Origin of the sequence: Methylocella tundrae (assembly GCF_038024855.1) — a bacterium.
GTDB classification, from domain to species: Bacteria; Pseudomonadota; Alphaproteobacteria; order Rhizobiales; family Beijerinckiaceae; genus Methylocapsa; species Methylocapsa tundrae.
In genome coordinates, this window is record NZ_CP139089.1 from 2,673,474 (window position 1) to 2,690,632 (window position 17,159).

Here is a 17,159-nt window from a genome sequence, read left to right on the forward strand (position 1 = left end):
CGGTTGGAGAATTACATGAGCCGCGAGACCTGCTCCTTTGCAGAATTGCAATCGGTCTGCTTGCAGACGCTCAAGCAGTGCGAAGGCTTTGAAATGGTGAATGAGGTGCTGGTGCAGGCGCGTGAAAATGCCGAAGGCGCCGCCAATTGGACGCTGGCGGCTGTGCGTCCGCGCGTCGACAATAATTCGCTTCGCGCCGCGAGGGGCGTTATCGACTTTCTGCAGAAGAATTATCAGCTCGACGCCGCCGAAGCCGAGGCCAGGGCGCTCGCCGCGCGGCGGCGGCGCTAGAGCATGGGCCCGAAAATTGGGAACCGGTTTTCGGGCTCAGGCTCTAATTTATTGATAAGAAACGGATTTAGTCTTTCGGCGCCATCGCGTGCATCGTCAACCGGCTCCAATGCGCCGGCTCCGGCCATTTCCGAGCCGGCGCGCCCGCGCGGGTCGCGCGGTCTATGTTTCAATTTATGAATCAGATTTGATGGCCGGGCGGCTCTTCTTCCGCCAGATTGGAATGTGACGGCTGGGCAAGCCCCCCGTTTGGGCTTATCCCTTTTTCCTCAAGCCCAACTGTGTGGTGGAAGGAGAAAGGTTGACGTATTCCCAGATTCTCGGGACAGGCGCCTATGCTCCAAAGCGCATTCTGAGGAACCGCGACCTCGAAGAGATGGTCGCGACGACCGATGAATGGATAACTTCACGCACCGGCATCAAGGAGCGCCGGATCGCCGCGGAAGGGGAAGATACGTCGGATATGGCGGTCGTCGCCGCGCGTCATGCGCTGGCGATGGCGGGCTGTCGCGCCGAAGATCTCGATATGATCATTGTCGCGACCATTTCGGCCGACATGCCTTTGCCGTCCTGCGCTGTCCTCGTGCAGGCCAAACTTGGCGCCACGCGGGCCTTCGCTTTCGACCTTTCCGCCGCCTGCGCCGGGTCTCTTTTCGCGCTCAGCGTCGCCGACCAGTTCATCGCAAGCGGCAGAGCCAAGCGCATTCTCGTCATCGGCGCCGAACTCCTGAGCCGGGTCGTCGACTGGACGGATCGCAACACCTGCGTATTGTTCGGCGACGCCGCCGGCGCGATGGTGGTCGGTCCGAGCGCGGACTCCCACAGCGGTCTCTTGTCGGCGCATTTGCACTCGGACGGAACCGCCGCGGACATTCTGAACATTCCGGGCGGCGGCAGCCGGCATCCGCAATCGGAAGAAGTGCTCGCCGGCAAAATGCACAAAGTGCATATGAATGGACGCGAAATATATAAATTCGCCGTGCGGGTCCTGCCTCAGGCGATTTTGGAAGCGCTTGACGCCAATGGGCTCGACGTCGCCGACATCGACCATATCGTTTCGCATCAGGCCAATGCGCGCATCGTCGAGTCAGTGCTTGAGCGGCTCGGCATTCCGCTCGAAAAATGCTGGCTCAATCTCGAACGCTATGGCAACACCTCGAGCGCGTCGCTGCCGATTTCCCTGGACGAGGCCAATCGCGCCGGCCGTCTCAAAAAGGGCGATCTGATCGCGATGATGGCGATCGGGGCCGGCATGGCCTGGGGCAGCGCGCTGATGCGGTGGTGACGCCGCGCTCCGACCCTACATTTGATTCCAGGCAAGGCGCGCGGCGAGCAGAAGACAGATCGTCACCAGCATCGGCCGGATCAGCTTCGCGCCGTTTTTGATCGCAGCGTGCGCGCCAAGACGCGCGCCGAAAAACTGCGCCGCGCCCATCGCAAAGCCAAGCGTCCAATAGACGTGTCCCGTCAGCATCAGGGTCGCCAATGCCGCAAGGTTCGAGGCGAAATTCGCGACCTTGGTTTGCGCCGTCGCCTTGATGAGTCCATAGCCGAGCAGCGCGACGAAACCCAGCATATAGAACGAGCCCGCGCCGGGGCCAAACAGGCCGTCGTAGCAGCCGATCAAAGGCGCGACGGTCAGCGTGAACAGCTTGGCGCCCATGCGCGGACGCGTCGCGATGTTGCTGATTTGCGGAGAGAGGGCGAAATAGACGGCGATCACGACGAGCGCCGCGGGCAAGATGGCTGCGAGCCAGTTCGTCGGAAGGTGCGAGACGAGCATCGCTCCGGCGATCGCGCCGAGCGCCGCGAGGAGAGCAAGCAGCCGCACGTCGCGCCATTCGACATGGCCAGCCCTTGCGTAGGTGCGCATGGCGGAGGCCGCCCCGAAGGTTCCCTGCAATTTATTGGTCGCGATGGCGCTGACCGGATCCAGCCCTGCGAGGGTCAAAGCAGGCACTGTGATGAGGCCGCCGCCGCCAGCGATCGCATCGACGAAGCCGGCCGTGAAAGCCGCGCCGACCAGCGTCACGAAAGTCGGCGGTGAGAGGGGGGCCATGTTTAGGTTCTACCAACATCAAATCGATTTGTTTTCTTAGACTATCGCGAGCGCGGCAGTGGCGGCTGAGTTGATGAAATTTTGAGTCCTGGGCATCCGCCACGCCAATCGCACAATTGGCGCGTCGACTATGGGCTCGACGCGGCTGCGAAGGTTAGTGCCACGCCTCAGCACGAGCGCGCATGAAGATTGTCATCTTCCCACATCAAATGCCTTGACATTGAGGGAAGTAGGACTATAACGTTATTATACGATTTACTGGAGTGTCCCTCTCAATGGAACATCAAACCAAATCGCAGTTCTGCGCCGCAGACCGCGCCGAGATTTTTCACGAACAATATGGCAACGAGATCGACGCCGGAGCCGCGCTGGTTGACCTCGTGACTGCTGCTGGAGACTATATCTCTCGCATCGTTGGCAAGGAGAACGCCGACGCTGGCATGGCCCGAATCGTCGAAGGCGTTGTTTCCTCGTCCGGTAAGGTGATCAAGCATCCGAGCGAGTGGCGAGTCGCGCTCGCTGCCTCGGCGGCGAACGGTTATTCAGAGTGGCCGATGGGAGCACAGTTGCATGACCTCGCCGCCTACGCGGTCTACGGCATTATCCTCGACGGGAGCGATGACGTGGCCGCACTTTCCGAGCGAATTGAGCAATTGATCAAGGAGGCTGAGGGCTTTCTCGCCGCGACGCCGATCGATCAATGGCAAATCGGTTCCAAGCGTGCTGGCGAAAGTGACCTGACCCGCCTGGTGCGCCTCGCAAGCAACCGGTGGGCCCTCGACAACGGCCGGCCGGTTGAGCCTGCTGCGCTCGCCGAATTTGGCGGCGTTTCGGAAGGCCGCATCAGGAACATGATGTCTGGCCCGAAGCGTAGTTTTTCGAGCGAAGAGGGGCGTATCCCCGCGCAGGAGGCCTTGGCATGGCTGGATGGACGTTCGGAGTTCTGGAACTCGATTTGGCGCGAGCAGCGCCTCCCGAGGTATGCCGCCAAGAATGGTCTCCCGCTGGAGCAGGCGGTTTTCATCCCTGTCGCGCGAGACGGCTCGGCTTTCCATCCGGGGCTTCGGCGCGGTGCCGGCTACACAATTGGCGAGAAGGGATCAGAGATCCAAATTGCCGACTTTGATGAGGCTCTCGCCAATCTCCAGCGCATGAGTACGCCATATTGGCGGCGGCCGAACACGCAGGGTAATTGGGGAATTGTTGGAGGGGTGCGCTGGCAGCGCATCGACTCATCCGATCTCGATATCCTTGCCGCTGATCCAAACCACAAGATTCTGCATGCCGCTCACGGCTGAAGCAGAAGCAATCGTTTTCGCTGCTTTCATTCCGGAGTAAAAATGGAACTTCCCTATAGAGTCACGCGCCATGCGCGTGAGCGATCAACTGCGCGCGAGATTCCGCCAATGGTCGCCGAAATGATTATCGAGTTTGGACACTCTCACGATGCCGGTGATGGCGCGCGAAAATACGCTCTCACCAAGGACGGTATGCGAGAGCTTCGTCGATTTGCAGGCCGTTCCATCACCAAAGCGGTTACTCCTTATCTCAAACGCAACGCTTATGTTGTCGCCGCTGGTGGCCGGATAATCACCATGGCGTATGCGCCATCCCCTCTGTTTTACTGAGAGTGAAAACCCATGGACACCAACCTATTTCGTCAATTCGTTCCCGTGCTTCGCGACATGACCGACGCAGATTTGGCTATAGAGATCGGGCGGCCTCAGCGGCTTCTTATCGAAGACAACATCTTCCGTGGAAAGAACATCGAGGTGGCCTATGCGCCATTCGATCACGTCAACCTTGAAGCCAAGATCGCTATCGTAGGGCTCACCCCGGGCCGTCAGCAGATGCACAACGCTCTCTTTGAGGCTCGACGTAGCCTGTTGAGAGGGAGCAGCGAAGAGCAAGCGATGCGCGACGCCAAGATTTTTGCCAGCTTTTCCGGCCCGATGCGAGCAAATTTGGTCGCGATGTTGGATAGCATCGGCGTCAACCACAGGTTGGGGATTCTATCGACTAGCACGCTCTGGAATAGCGACGCCAACCTTGTGCATTTCACCTCGGCGCTTCGATATCCTGTATTTGTGGACGGGATGAATTACTCAGGCGCACCGTCCATCATCACAACCCCGCTGCTGCAGAAGCATCTCATAGCGTGGTTTTCTGCTGAGATGGCCGCGCTCCCGAACGCAATCTTCGTACCGCTTGGACCCAATGTCACTGCGGCAGTCGAACTTGCCGCGCGACAGATTGGTCTCAGCGCCAGTCGTTTACTCTCTGGATTGCCTCATCCAAGCGGTGCTAACTCCGAGCGGATCGCCTTCTTCCTTGGCCGGAAGTCGCGCGACATGCTCTCTAATAAGGTCGAACCTGAGCGGCTACTTGCTGCTCGCACCTCTTTGGAAGCCAAAATTTTAGCATGGGTAAAATGAACATGGATAACAACGACAAGGCAGTTGTCGATCTTAAATGTCCGACGATTCGGATTGGGGACATGCGACGGCTGATCACAAAACCCTATCGCGCGACATAGGCTTTCGCGGCCGATGCGATCACCGCCTTTTTGAAGGCGCCCTCGATCGTCACGGCGAAATTGTAATGCGTCGGCGAGAAGGGCGCCGAATGGAACGGCTTGTTGCTGCGCCAGCCGACGAGCACGGCGCCGACCAGCGGATCGCCTTTGTCGCCCACGATGACCGCGCCGCCCGAGGCGCCGTCCCCCGTCTCGCAATCGAAGGAGAACTCGCGCGTGCCTTCCTCGCCGACCGACAATTGATCATGCAACGCGCATTTTTCCATGGAGAGTTCGCGGCCCTCGCCCCAGTCAATATGGCCCCGCGCGACGAATTCAACGGGCGTGTTGGGGCTTTCGGCGCCTGCGAGTCCGTAAGGCGTCGCCCCATTGACCGGCCGCGTCAGGCGCGCAACGGCCCAATCATGCACGGCGGCCACCGCGTAAGGGTTCCTGCTGCCAGCGATGATGGATGAAAGATCGATCGGTGTTCTGACGTCTTTTCCGTCGACTTGATTGACGAAGGTGCAAGTTTTGGCGCGTGGCGCGCCGTCCTCGTCAAAGAAGACATGCGCCGCCGTCGTTACGAGATCGTCGGTCAAGGTCAATTGGCCGGCGCCATGCGCTGCGCCGCATTCGATCAGGCCGGAGGCTGCGAACTTGTGATGAAGCTCGACGGGATTGAGTTTTTGCTCGCTTGCAAACTCTTCGACGGTGCGTCGGCTGTTGCGGCCGAAGACGACAACTTTTTCGATGCGGGCGTCGGCGGTCAAGGTCGCATCGCCTTCGATGGCGTGCTGGAGAAAGGGAGCGGCGGAAGCGCCAAAGGAAGCGCCAAAAAGGAAGACACAGACGGCGGCGACATACTTGCTGCCCTTAGGAATCATTCCTTTTGCTCCCTTATGTCAAAGGCCGAATATCAAAGCCCGACGACGCCGGCGCCGCACGATCACAAAGCTGCTATGCGGAAGTTTGTATTTTCCGATTGCGAACAGAAAAAGGCAGAATGGCATTTGATTCATTAGCCGCATATCCGGTTAACATTCCTTGAACCATGCGAAGGCGCTTTTCGCCGGCGCCGGCGCGGGGTACAAACACTCATTAAATCATTCAGATAAACGCGATGCGATGGGCCCCGCCTGCGACACATTAGCCTGCGGGGCTTGCGCGGCGATGACGCCGAGGCTATGGCGATGATAGGGTCGCGCCGCCCATTTGGCGCGGCGAAGTGTCCGCCATGTTACACAAGCGAGCGTGAATCAGTCTCGTCTGGTCTTGAATCCCGGATTCGTCCGCGTATGAAGAAAACGCGTCTCGCATAGGAACAGAAGTGTCGACCTCCCTTCTCGAACGCTATAACGACAGGGTCGGCCAAGGTCTGATCGAGAGCGACGAAGCGCAAGAAGTCGTGCTCCGCAAGCTCGACAAGCTGCGCGCCGCACTCGCCGATTATCAACCCGCGCCAAAGCCGAGCGGCCTGTCGCGCCTGTTCGGCGCCCGCCGCCCCGAGCCCTTCCTGCCGGGGCTCTACATCTGGGGATCGGTCGGACGCGGCAAGACGATGCTGATGGACCTTTTCTTCGAGGAAGCGCCGCAGCCGCGCAAGCGCCGAAGTCATTTCCATGCGTTCATGGCGGATGTGCATGCGGCGATCTACGCGTGGCGCCAGGCGGAGAAGCACAAGAAGGCCAAGGGCGACGATCCGATCGCCACCGTCGCCGACGCCATCGCCGAGCAGGCCCTGCTTCTCTGCTTTGATGAATTCCACGTCACCGACATCACGGATGCGATGATTCTCGGCAGGCTGTTCACGGCCCTGTCCGAGCGCGGCGTCGTCATCGTCGCGACCTCCAACGTCGAGCCCGACAATCTCTACAAAGACGGCCTCAATCGCGCGCTCTTCGTGCCTTTCATCTCGCTCATCAAGGCGAGGATGGAAGTCATCGAGCTGACGGCCCGCACCGATTTCCGGCGTGAGAAATTGCAGGGCCGGCAAACCTTTTATGTGCCGCCGGACGAAAAATCGGCGGCCGCGCTCACCGGCGCCTTCGAGGCGCTGACAGGGGTCGAACGCGGCAAGCCGATGGTGCTGCGCGTGCTCGGCCGCTCGCTCGCCGTGCCGGAGGCGCATGCGCATGTTGGCCGGTTTTCCTTCGCCGATCTTTGCGAGGCGCCGCTGGGTCCCTCCGATTATCTCTACATCGCGCGCTATTTTCACACCGTCATCATCGACGAGATTCCGGTCATCGCCCCGGGCCGGCGCGACGCCGTCAAGCGATTCATCACCTTGATCGACACGCTCTACGACGAGCATGTGAAGCTGATCGCCTCCGCCGCCGCCGAGCCCGCGGGCCTTTATGTCGGCGCAGACGGGCGCGAGGCCTTCGAGTTCGACCGCACGGTCTCGCGCCTGATCGAGATGCGTTCGGAAGCCTATATGGCGCTGCCGCACGGTTCGATCGCCTCGCTCGGCACCGGCGACGCAAGCGGCCTCGTCGAAACCTGACGCCGGCCGCGACGCCGGCGAAAAAAGCAACGCAGCGGCTCTCCCCGCCAGTTTCATGCGACCTTCTAAATTATAGGCAAAGCTGACGCCTGTATTCTTCGTTTTGGCGCTCCATTTGCACAAAACTCCATCAAACTTGGCTGTGTCTGCGCTGGCGGCGCGATTTGAATTCCGTTATGGTGCGCCCCGGACCTGAGCCGCTAAGCCGCGATTGTGCGGAATGAGCGCCAGGCGTCATCGGCCAAGGGTCATCGCAAGCATCTGCGATAACCATTTATCAAGAGAGCAAAACCTTGATTTCGTTGGCTCGCCGCGTTCAGCCTCTCCGCCCCCTGGCGGCGCCGAGGCCGTGGACCCAGAGCCCTTCCTTCCCATGAGAACCTTAACCCTTCGCCCTTCGGCGACCGAGGGAGACTTATAAAAATGGCGCGTAGCAAGATCGCATTGATCGGAGCCGGACAGATCGGCGGCACACTGGCTCATCTCGCGGCCCTGAAGGAGCTGGGCGACGTCGTTCTCTTCGACATCGCGGAAGGCACGCCGCAGGGCAAGGCGCTTGATCTTGCCGAATCCGGTCCGGTCGAGGGCTTCAACGCTTCCCTGAAGGGCGCCAATTCCTATGCGGACATCGCCGGCGCCGACGTCATCATCGTCACCGCCGGCGTGCCGCGCAAGCCCGGCATGAGCCGCGACGATCTTCTCGGCATCAATCTCAAGGTCATGGACGCGGTCGGCGACGGCATCAAACAATATGCCCCGGACGCTTTCGTGATCTGCATCACCAATCCGCTCGACGCAATGGTGTGGGCGCTGCAGAAAGCCTCCGGCCTCTCCCCCGCCAAGATCGTCGGCATGGCCGGCGTTCTCGACTCCGCGCGGTTCCGCTATTTTCTCTCGGAAGAATTCAAGGTTTCAGTCGAGGACGTCACCGCCTTCGTGCTCGGCGGCCATGGCGACGACATGGTCCCTTCGCTGCGCTACTCGACCGTCGCCGGCATTCCGCTGACCGATCTCGTCAAGATCGGCTGGACGACGCAGGAAAGGCTCGACGCCATCGTCGACCGGACCCGTAAGGGCGGCGGCGAAATCGTCAATCTGCTGAAAACCGGCTCCGCCTTCTATGCCCCCGCCGCCTCGGCGATTGCCATGGCTGAGTCCTATTTGAAAGACAAGCGCCGCGTGCTCCCCTGCGCCGCTCAGCTCAATGGCGAATATGGCGTCGACAATCTCTATGTTGGCGTGCCGGTCGTGATCGGCGCCAATGGCGTCGAGAAAATCGTCGAAGTCGAACTCGACGAGACGGAAAAGGCGATGTTCGCCAAGTCGGTCGCCTCGGTCAAAGGCCTCGTCGAAGCCTGCAAAGCGATCAATCCCGCTCTCGCCGGATAACGCTGCCGGTTCGGCCGCCCTGGCGGCCGAACCTTGGCGATCGAACTATTTCCTTCGCGGGCGCCAGAGCATAAGTTGCGCCAAAAAGGCTTCAAGAGAAGACAGCATGAACATTCATGAATATCAGGCCAAGGCCGTGCTGAAGGAATTCGGCGTCCCGATTTCGCGCGGCGTTCCTATCCTGGAAAAGAGCGCCGCACGATCCGCCGCCGCTGAACTCCCAGGGCCGCTCTTCGTCGTGAAATCTCAAATTCACGCTGGCGGACGCGGCAAGGGCCGCTTCAAGGAGACCGAAGCCGGGCCGCAAGGCGGCGTGCGCCTCGCAAAATCCCCCGAGGAGGTCGAGCTCTTCGTCGGTCAGATGCTCGGCAGAACGCTCGTCACGGTGCAGACGGGCCCTTCCGGCAAACAGGTCAATCGCCTTTATCTCGAAGAAGGCTCGGACATCGCCAAGGAGTTCTATATTTCTCTCCTCGTCGACCGTTCCACCAGCCGGGTTTCCTTTGTTGTCTCCACCGAAGGCGGCATGGACATCGAGGAAGTCGCCCATAAAACGCCCGAGAAGATTGTCACGTTCTCGGTCGATCCCGCAACAGGCGTTTTGCCGCATCACGGCCGCCGCGTGGCCCAGGCCCTCGGCCTTGACGGCGACCTTGCCAAACAGGCCGGAAAGCTCACGGCGCAGCTTTACGAGGCCTTCGTCGCCAAGGATATGGCGATGCTCGAGATCAATCCGCTGATCGTGTCGGCGGACGGCCGGCTCATCTGTCTCGACGCTAAAATATCGTTTGATTCCAATTCGCTGTACCGCCACCCGGAGATTTTCGCGCTACGCGATGAATCGGAGGAGGACGCCAAGGAAATCGAAGCCTCGAAGCACGATCTCAGCTATATCTCGCTCGACGGCGAAATCGGCTGCATGGTCAACGGCGCCGGCCTCGCCATGGCGACCATGGACATCATCAAGCTCTATGGCGCGCAGCCGGCGAACTTCCTCGACGTCGGCGGCGGCGCGACCAAGGAGAAGGTGACCGAGGCCTTCAAGATCATCACCTCCGACCCGCAGGTCAAAGGCATTCTGGTCAATATCTTCGGCGGCATCATGAAATGCGACGTGATCGCCGAAGGCGTCATCGCCGCGGTGAAGGATGTCGGCCTCACCGTGCCGCTGGTCGTGCGCCTCGAAGGCACCAATGTCGCCCTCGGCAAAAAGATCATCGCCGCGTCCGGCCTCAACGTCATTCCGGCCGATGATCTCGACGACGCGGCTCAGAAAATCGTCGCCGCCGTCAAGAAAGTTTAGGACATGTCGATCCTCATCAATAGGGACACCAAGATTATCTGCCAGGGCTTCACTGGCAAGAACGGCACCTTCCACTCGGAGCAGGCGATCGCCTACGGCTCCCTGGTGGTCGGCGGCACCTCGCCCGGCAAGGGCGGCACGACGCATCTCGGATTGCCGGTGTTCGATACGGTCGTCGAAGCCAAAGAGGCGACCGGCGCCGACGCCAGCGTCATCTATGTTCCCCCGCCAGGCGCTGCGGACGCGATCTGCGAGGCGATCGACGCCGAAATCCCCCTCATCGTCTGCATCACCGAGGGCATTCCGGTCGAAGACATGATCAAGGTCAAGCGATCGCTTTGCGGCTCCAAATCGCGTCTCATCGGCCCGAATTGCCCGGGCGTCGTGACAGCCGACGAAAGCAAGATCGGCATCATGCCGGCGAACATCTTCAAGAAGGGCTCCGTCGGCATCGTGTCTCGCTCCGGCACGCTGACCTATGAGGCGGTCTTTCAGACCAGCCGCGAAAATCTCGGCCAGACGACCGCCGTCGGCATCGGCGGCGATCCCGTCAAGGGCGCTGAATTCATCGAGATTCTCGAACTCTTCCTGGGCGATCCTGAGACGCGCTCGATCATCATGATCGGCGAGATCGGCGGCTCTGCCGAAGAAGACGCCGCGCAATTCCTCAAGGATGAGGCCAAGCGCGGCCGCAAGAAGCCGATGGTCGGATTCATCGCCGGGCGCACGGCGCCTCCCGGCCGGCGCATGGGCCATGCCGGCGCAATCATCGCGGGCGGCAAGGGCGGCGCGGAAGACAAGATCGCGGCGATGGAATCGGCCGGCATTCGCGTCTCGCCGTCGCCGGCTCGCCTCGGCGCGACATTGGCCGAGCTGCTCCGCGCGTAGCGAAAAAATTTCTGGCCGGCGCGTCGAAACAGAAGATGCGCCGTCCAATTGGGATAATGTAATTCATTATATCGCATAGACGCGATACCGAAAAATTGAAAAACGTGTGGCCGTAATTTAAGCGCGTGAGCAAGAACATATAGGTTAATCTAGTAGACAGGCGACAATCACGCCGGGCGAACTTTAGCCCCGGCGCTTTGTCTGGCTTCGCGGCCTAAGGCACGAGCCGAAATTTAAGGACGAGACACATGGCGCGCCAGAATGGCACTGATACGGCGAATGGTTCGGGAGGGGCCAGCGCGGGCCGCTCGGAGCCGAACGCCAAATTCGCGCAGACTTCTTTTCTTTACGGCGGCAACGCCGCCTATGTTGAACAGCTCCAGGCCGCCTATGAGCGCGATCGGAACGCCGTCGATCCCGAATGGCGGAGCTTTTTCGAACAGCTCAACGACGAACGCGCGGCGGTCGAGACCAGCGCCAACGGACCGCATTGGCGCGCGCCCAACTGGCCGCTCACGCCGAACGGCGAACTGATCTCCGCGCTCGACGGCAATTGGGGCAAGCCCGACCTCACAGCCAAGGCCGCCGCCAAGGGCGACCAGAAGGCCGAAGCGAAACCAGCGATCGAAGCAAAACCCGGATCAGCCGTCCCTGGGCCTGACGTTCAGCGCGCGACGCGCGATTCCGTGCGCGCCCTGATGATGATCCGCGCCTATCGCATGCGTGGACATTTACACGCAAAGCTCGACCCGCTCGGCATCGAGCGGCCAAGAGACAATGAAGAGCTGCATCCTGCGACCTATGGGTTCACCGAGGCCGATTATGATCGCAAGATCTTCCTCGATCATGTGCTCGGGCTCGAATTCGCCACCATCCGGGAAATGCTGCCGATCCTGCGCCGCACCTATTGCGACACGATCGGCTTTGAATTCATGCACATGTCGGATCCGGCGGAAAAGGCCTGGATGCAGGAGCGCATCGAGGGCCCCGGCAAGGAAATCAGCTTCACGCGCGAGGGCAAACGCGCGATTTTGAACAAGCTGATCGAGGCCGAGGGCTTCGAGAAGTTTCTCGACGTCAAATATACCGGCACGAAGCGGTTTGGCCTCGACGGCGGCGAATCGCTTGTTCCGGCGCTCGAACAGATCATCAAGCGCGGCGGCGCGCTCGGCGTTCGCGAGATCGTCATTGGCATGGCCCATCGCGGCCGCCTCAACGTCCTGTCGCAGGTGATGGGCAAGCCCCACCGCGCGATCTTTCACGAATTCAAGGGCGGCTCGCAGACGCCGGACGAAGTCGAAGGGTCGGGCGACGTCAAATATCATCTCGGCGCCTCGTCGGATCGCGATTTCGACAATAACCGGGTCCATCTGTCGCTGACCGCCAACCCTTCCCATCTCGAAATCGTCGATCCGGTCGTGCTCGGCAAGGTGCGCGCCAAGCAGGACCAGTTGCATGACGTCGTCGATCGCACGCATGTCCTGCCGCTGCTGCTGCATGGCGACGCGGCGTTTGCCGGCCAGGGCGTCATCGCGGAATGTTTCGGCCTTTCCGGCCTCAAGGGCTACCGGACCGGCGGTTCGATCCATTTCATCATCAACAACCAGATCGGCTTCACCACCTCGCCGCGTTATTCGCGTTCGTCCCCCTATCCGTCGGACACCGCGAAAATGATCGAGGCGCCGATCATTCATGTGAATGGCGACGACCCGGAAGCCGTTGTCTACGCGGCCAAAATCGCGATCGAGTTCCGGCAGAAGTTCCATAAGCCCGTCGTGATCGATATGTTCTGCTATCGCCGGTTCGGCCATAATGAGGGCGACGAACCGAGCTTCACGCAGCCGATCATGTACAAAAGGATCCGCGCGCATCGCACGACGCTCGACGTTTATGCTGAGAAGCTGCTTGCCGAGGGCGTCGTAGCGGCTGGCGAAGTCGAGAAGCTGCGGGCGAATTGGCGGGGCCGCCTCGACGCCGAGTTCGAAGCCGGCCAATCCTATCAGCCAAACAAAGCCGATTGGCTCGACGGCCGATGGGCGGGCCTCAAGCCGGCGCTCGTCACCGCCGAGGACGACCGGCGCGGGCGCACCGGCGTCGATCCGGCGCGCCTCAAGGAAATCGGCGAGCGCCTGACTACCCTGCCCGCCAATTTCAACGTGCACCGGACCGTCGCCCGGCTGCTCGACAACCGGCGCAAGATGATCGAGACCGGCCAGGGCATCGACTGGGCGATGGCCGAAGCGCTCGCTTTCGGCGCGCTGGTCGATGAAGGCCACCCCGTGCGGCTGTCGGGGCAGGACAGCGAACGCGGCACATTCTCGCAACGCCATTCCGTGCTGAACGATCAGGAAACGGAAGCGCGCTACGTACCGCTGAACCATATCCGCGACGAACAGGCCCATTATGAGGTCATCAATTCGATGCTCTCGGAGGAGGCGGTGCTCGGATTCGAATATGGCTATTCGCTGTCCGAACCGAATGCGCTGGTGCTGTGGGAGGCGCAATTCGGCGACTTCGCCAATGGCGCGCAGGTGGTTTTCGATCAGTTCATGTCGGCCGGCGAGCGTAAATGGCTGCGCATGTCCGGCCTCGTCTGCCTGTTGCCGCACGGTTATGAAGGCCAGGGGCCCGAGCATTCCTCGGCGCGCCTCGAGCGCTATCTGCAGATGTGCGCCGAAGACAATATGCAGGTCGCCAATTGCACGTCCCCGGCGAATTACTTCCATATCCTGCGCCGGCAGTTGAAGCGTGAATTCCGTAAGCCGCTGATTTTGATGACGCCGAAATCGCTTCTGCGTCACAAGCGCTGTGTTTCGAGCTTCGACGAATTCATTGTCGGCTCCTCATTCCATCGCGTTCTGCGCGATCATGGCGAGAAGTTCCCGGCCGAATTCAAGCTTAAGCCCGACGCCGAGATCAGACGCGTTGTCCTTTGCACCGGCAAGGTCTATTACGATCTTCTCGAAGAGCGCGAAAAACGCGGCGTCGACGACGTCTACCTTTTGCGCGTCGAGCAGCTCTATCCCTTCCCGCTGAAAGCGCTCGTCAATCTCCTCGCGCGCTTCAAGCAGGCCGAGGTGATCTGGTGCCAGGAAGAACCCAAAAACATGGGCGCCTGGAATTTCGTCGATCCCTATCTCGAATGGGTGCTCGGCCAGGTTGGCGGCAAATCGAGGCGTCCGCGCTATGCCGGCCGACCCGCCGCCGCGGCCACCGCGACGGGGCTGATGTCGAAACATCTGGCTCAGCTGAAGGCGTTCATGGACGATATTTATGCGCCCTGATCCGGCCACGGCTCGTCCAGCCTGTGACTTCCCCGAGCGCGGTGGCTTCCTCCGCGCTCTCAATCCTTTTTATTCAGCGCATGATCTCATTCTTTCCAGGATCATGCTCGCACGGCAGCATGACATGGGCATTGAAAGATGACGATTGAAATCCGCGTTCCGACTTTGGGCGAATCGGTCAGCGAAGCAACGATCGGACGTTGGTTCAAGAAGGCGGGCGACGCTGTCAAGGCGGATGAGCCCCTGGTTGAGCTCGAAACCGACAAAGTCACGCTCGAGGTCAATGCGCCCTCTTCCGGCGTGCTCGCCGAGATCACCGTGAAGGATGGCGAAACCGTCGGCGTCGGCGCGCTTTTGGGCCAGATCAGCGATTCGGGCGCGCCCGCGAAAACCGAGGCGAAAGCTCCGGCAGCCGCTCCCGTGGCGGCTCCGGCGGTTGAAAAAGCCTCCGCCGCGCCCCTCTCCAGCCTTCCCATCATGGCGCCGTCCCCCGCCGCGGCAAAAATCGCGGCCGACAAAGGCCTCGACCCCGCCGCCATCGCAGGCTCCGGGGTGCGCGGCCAAGTGCTGAAGGGTGATGTGCTCGCCAGGATCGCCAGCCCCGCTCCGGCCGCCTCTGTCAGCCCGGCGCCGGCGCCGGTCCAGGCAAGAGCGGCCTCGCCGGCTTCCGACGCTGAGCGCGAAGAACGCGTTCGCATGACGCGGCTGCGCCTCACCATCGCGCGCCGTCTGAAGGATGCGCAGAACACCGCCGCGATGTTGACGACCTTCAACGAGGTCGACATGACCGAGGTGATGGCGCTGCGGTCCAAATACAAAGACGTGTTCGAGAAGAAACACGGCTCGAAGCTCGGCTTCATGGGCTTCTTCGTCAAAGCCGTCGTCGGCGCGCTGAAGGAGATCCCTTCGATCAACGCCGAGATCGACGGCGATGATCTGGTCTTCAAGAATTACTACCACATCGGCATCGCCGTCGGCTCCGAGAAGGGCCTCATCGTCCCAGTCGTGCGCGACGCCGATCAGCTGGGTCTCGCGGCCATTGAGAAAACCATCGCGGGCCTTGGCAAGCGCGCCCGGGACGGGCAGCTCAAGATCGAGGAGCTGCAGGGCGGCACCTTCACCATCACCAATGGCGGCATCTATGGCTCGCTGATGTCGACGCCGATTCTCAACGCGCCGCAGTCCGGCATTTTGGGCATGCACAAGATCCAGGACCGGCCCGTCGCCGTCGGCGGCAAGATCGAAATCCGCCCGATGATGTATCTCGCGCTCTCCTACGACCATCGCATCGTCGACGGCAAGGAGGCGGTGACATTCCTCGTCCGCGTCAAGGAAGCTCTCGAAGATCCGGCGCGGCTCGTCCTCGATATCTGAAAACAAGAGCCGCCCGGAAAGATCAACGCCAGACCCTGTCCTGCCTCGGGCCATCGCGGTCCGTCTTCCGCCATCCTTCCGCCATCCTTTGAAACGCCATCGCGCGGTTTCCCCGGATGCGGTCGATTTTGTGAGGCTTCATGTCAACTTACGATCTGATCGTCATTGGAACCGGCCCCGGCGGCTATGTCTGCGCGATCCGCGCCGCGCAGCTCGGCATGAAGGTCGCCGTCGTCGAAAAGCGTAAGACCAAGACGCATGGCGGCACCTGCCTCAATATCGGCTGCATCCCCTCGAAGGCGCTGCTTTACGCGTCCGAGAAACTCGCCGAGGCAAACCATGACCTTGCCGCTCTCGGCGTCATCGTCGACAAGCCGAAGCTCGATCTGCCGGCCATGCTGAAGCACAAGGACGACACGGTCGGCGCCAACGTCAACGGCATCGGCTTCCTGTTCAAGAAGCACAAGATCGAGTCCTTCTTCGGCCTCGGGGAGATCAAGGCGCCGGGCGAGGTCGAGGTCACGGCGGAGGACGGAACGAAACAGACCATCACCGCCAGGAACATCGTGATCGCGACGGGGTCCGACGTCACGCCGCTTCCCGGCGTCGAGATCGACGAACAAACCATCGTCTCCTCGACGGGCGCGCTCAGTCTGGCGGAGCCGCCGAAGGATCTGCTCGTCGTCGGCGCCGGCGTCATAGGCCTTGAACTCGGCTCGGTCTGGGGCCGGCTCGGCAGCAATGTGACGGTCGTCGAATTTTTAGATCGCATCCTGCCCGGCGTTGACGCGGAAGTCGGCAAGCAGTTCCAGCGCATCCTGCAAAAACAGGGCTTTACCTTCCAGCTCGGCCAGAAGGTCTCGAAAATCGAGAAAGGCAAGCGGCTAAGGGTGACGATCGAACCCGCCGCCGGGGGCGAGGCCTCGACGCTTGAAGCCGACGTCGTTCTGGTCGCAATCGGCCGGCGTCCCGTCACGGAAGGGCTCGGGCTTGAAAAAATCGGCGTCGCGATGGAGCGCGGCCGGGTCGTCATCGACGATCATTTCGCCACCAATGTGCCTGGCGTTTACGCGCTCGGCGACGTCGTGCGCGGCCCGATGCTCGCCCATAAGGCCGAGGACGAAGGCCTTGCGGTCGCCGAAATTCTGGCTGGTCAGCACGGGCATGTGAATTATGAGGCGATCCCCTCCGTCGTCTATACGTCGCCGGAAATCGCTTCCGTCGGCGCGACGGAAGAGGAGCTGAAAGCCAAGGGAATCGCCTATAAGGTCGGCAAATTCCCCTTCACCGCCAATGGCCGCGCGCGGGCGATGCGGCAGACCGACGGCTTCGTCAAATTTCTCGCCGACGCCGAGACCGACCGCGTGCTTGGCGTGCATATCCTTGGGGCCGGCGCCGGCGAACTCATCGCCGAGGCCTGCCTTCTGATCGAATTCGGCGGCTCCTCGGAAGATCTCGCCCGCACCAGCCACGCCCATCCGACCCTTTCTGAAGCGATGCGCGAAGCAGCACTGGCGGTGGAGAAGCGGCAGATTCATATGTAAGGCAGG

Annotated in this window: 14 protein-coding genes; 12 read left to right on the plus strand and 2 right to left on the minus strand. The window is 61.1% G+C overall.

Annotated elements, in window-relative coordinates:
- Positions 1 to 15: 15 nt before the first annotated feature.
- On the plus strand, positions 16 to 291 hold the full coding sequence (locus SIN04_RS14630) for a hypothetical protein (protein ID WP_134490336.1): 276 nt from the start codon (positions 16 to 18) through the stop codon (positions 289 to 291).
- 301 nt (positions 292 to 592) lie between these two features.
- Complete coding sequence (locus tag SIN04_RS14635; protein WP_134490338.1) at positions 593 to 1,576, plus strand: beta-ketoacyl-ACP synthase III; 984 nt, start codon at positions 593 to 595, stop codon at positions 1,574 to 1,576.
- Between the two features lie 15 nt (positions 1,577 to 1,591).
- Here the strand turns inward: SIN04_RS14635 and SIN04_RS14640 are convergent, their stop codons facing one another.
- Positions 1,592 to 2,350 carry a TSUP family transporter gene (locus tag SIN04_RS14640; protein ID WP_134490340.1) on the minus strand — a complete coding sequence of 253 codons (759 nt, stop codon included), beginning with the start codon at positions 2,348 to 2,350 and terminating at the stop codon, positions 1,592 to 1,594.
- 275 nt (positions 2,351 to 2,625) lie between these two features.
- On the opposite strand from SIN04_RS14640, the gene SIN04_RS14645 reads away from it, so the two are divergent.
- From SIN04_RS14645 to SIN04_RS14655, 3 genes are read left to right on the plus strand one after another with little or no spacing between them, the layout of a single operon-like run.
- On the plus strand, positions 2,626 to 3,648 hold the full coding sequence (locus tag SIN04_RS14645) for a hypothetical protein (protein WP_197731988.1): 1,023 nt from the start codon (positions 2,626 to 2,628) through the stop codon (positions 3,646 to 3,648).
- A gap of 42 nt (positions 3,649 to 3,690) precedes the next feature.
- Complete coding sequence (locus SIN04_RS14650) at positions 3,691 to 3,978, plus strand: hypothetical protein (RefSeq protein ID WP_341264013.1); 288 nt, start codon at positions 3,691 to 3,693, stop codon at positions 3,976 to 3,978.
- A gap of 12 nt (positions 3,979 to 3,990) precedes the next feature.
- Positions 3,991 to 4,785, plus strand: coding sequence for a hypothetical protein (locus SIN04_RS14655; RefSeq protein WP_134490342.1), 795 nt, complete (start codon positions 3,991 to 3,993; stop codon positions 4,783 to 4,785).
- A gap of 85 nt (positions 4,786 to 4,870) precedes the next feature.
- On the opposite strand, the gene SIN04_RS14660 is transcribed toward SIN04_RS14655, so the two are convergent.
- Positions 4,871 to 5,752: a trypsin-like serine protease gene (locus tag SIN04_RS14660; RefSeq protein ID WP_134490343.1), complete on the minus strand. Its 882-nt coding sequence runs from the start codon at positions 5,750 to 5,752 to the stop codon at positions 4,871 to 4,873.
- Between the two features lie 443 nt (positions 5,753 to 6,195).
- Between SIN04_RS14660 and zapE the strand changes: the two genes are divergently transcribed.
- The 7 genes from zapE (at position 6,196) to lpdA (ending at position 17,153) form a co-directional block, all read left to right on the plus strand.
- Positions 6,196 to 7,371, plus strand: coding sequence for a cell division protein ZapE (zapE, locus tag SIN04_RS14665; protein WP_174514202.1), 1,176 nt, complete (start codon positions 6,196 to 6,198; stop codon positions 7,369 to 7,371).
- A 423-nt stretch (positions 7,372 to 7,794) separates the two neighbouring features.
- Positions 7,795 to 8,760 carry a malate dehydrogenase gene (gene mdh, locus SIN04_RS14670; protein ID WP_134490347.1) on the plus strand — a complete coding sequence of 322 codons (966 nt, stop codon included), beginning with the start codon at positions 7,795 to 7,797 and terminating at the stop codon, positions 8,758 to 8,760.
- Between the two features lie 106 nt (positions 8,761 to 8,866).
- On the plus strand, positions 8,867 to 10,063 hold the full coding sequence (sucC, locus tag SIN04_RS14675; protein ID WP_134490349.1) for an ADP-forming succinate--CoA ligase subunit beta: 1,197 nt from the start codon (positions 8,867 to 8,869) through the stop codon (positions 10,061 to 10,063).
- A gap of 3 nt (positions 10,064 to 10,066) precedes the next feature.
- Positions 10,067 to 10,951, plus strand: a complete 885-nt coding sequence (gene sucD / locus SIN04_RS14680) for a succinate--CoA ligase subunit alpha (RefSeq protein WP_134490351.1) — start codon at positions 10,067 to 10,069, stop codon at positions 10,949 to 10,951.
- A 248-nt stretch (positions 10,952 to 11,199) separates the two neighbouring features.
- The gene (locus SIN04_RS14685; protein ID WP_134490353.1) at positions 11,200 to 14,235 is read left to right on the plus strand and encodes a 2-oxoglutarate dehydrogenase E1 component; all 3,036 of its coding nucleotides are present in this window, start codon (positions 11,200 to 11,202) and stop codon (positions 14,233 to 14,235) included.
- Between the two features lie 138 nt (positions 14,236 to 14,373).
- Positions 14,374 to 15,609: a 2-oxoglutarate dehydrogenase complex dihydrolipoyllysine-residue succinyltransferase gene (gene odhB, locus SIN04_RS14690; RefSeq protein ID WP_134490355.1), complete on the plus strand. Its 1,236-nt coding sequence runs from the start codon at positions 14,374 to 14,376 to the stop codon at positions 15,607 to 15,609.
- Positions 15,610 to 15,749: 140 nt separating this feature from the next.
- A complete protein-coding gene (gene lpdA / locus SIN04_RS14695; protein ID WP_134490357.1) occupies positions 15,750 to 17,153 on the plus strand; it encodes a dihydrolipoyl dehydrogenase in 1,404 nt (467 codons plus the stop codon).
- Positions 17,154 to 17,159 lie beyond the last annotated feature (6 nt).

Bases quoted from the DNA above. Each gene is read 5' to 3' on its own strand.
- SIN04_RS14685 (WP_134490353.1), top strand. From the start codon at position 11,200: ATGGCGCGCCAGAATGGCACTGATACGGCGAATGGTTCGGGAGGGGCC.
- SIN04_RS14640 (WP_134490340.1), bottom strand. From the start codon at position 2,350: ATGGCCCCCCTCTCACCGCCGACTTTCGTGACGCTGGTCGGCGCGGCT.
- SIN04_RS14660 (WP_134490343.1), bottom strand. From the start codon at position 5,752: ATGATTCCTAAGGGCAGCAAGTATGTCGCCGCCGTCTGTGTCTTCCTT.
- SIN04_RS14655 (WP_134490342.1), top strand. From the start codon at position 3,991: ATGGACACCAACCTATTTCGTCAATTCGTTCCCGTGCTTCGCGACATG.
- sucD (WP_134490351.1), top strand. From the start codon at position 10,067: ATGTCGATCCTCATCAATAGGGACACCAAGATTATCTGCCAGGGCTTC.
- sucC (WP_134490349.1), top strand. From the start codon at position 8,867: ATGAACATTCATGAATATCAGGCCAAGGCCGTGCTGAAGGAATTCGGC.
- SIN04_RS14650 (WP_341264013.1), top strand. From the start codon at position 3,691: ATGGAACTTCCCTATAGAGTCACGCGCCATGCGCGTGAGCGATCAACT.
- SIN04_RS14645 (WP_197731988.1), top strand. From the start codon at position 2,626: ATGGAACATCAAACCAAATCGCAGTTCTGCGCCGCAGACCGCGCCGAG.
- odhB (WP_134490355.1), top strand. From the start codon at position 14,374: ATGACGATTGAAATCCGCGTTCCGACTTTGGGCGAATCGGTCAGCGAA.
- SIN04_RS14630 (WP_134490336.1), top strand. From the start codon at position 16: ATGAGCCGCGAGACCTGCTCCTTTGCAGAATTGCAATCGGTCTGCTTG.
- lpdA (WP_134490357.1), top strand. From the start codon at position 15,750: ATGTCAACTTACGATCTGATCGTCATTGGAACCGGCCCCGGCGGCTAT.
- mdh (WP_134490347.1), top strand. From the start codon at position 7,795: ATGGCGCGTAGCAAGATCGCATTGATCGGAGCCGGACAGATCGGCGGC.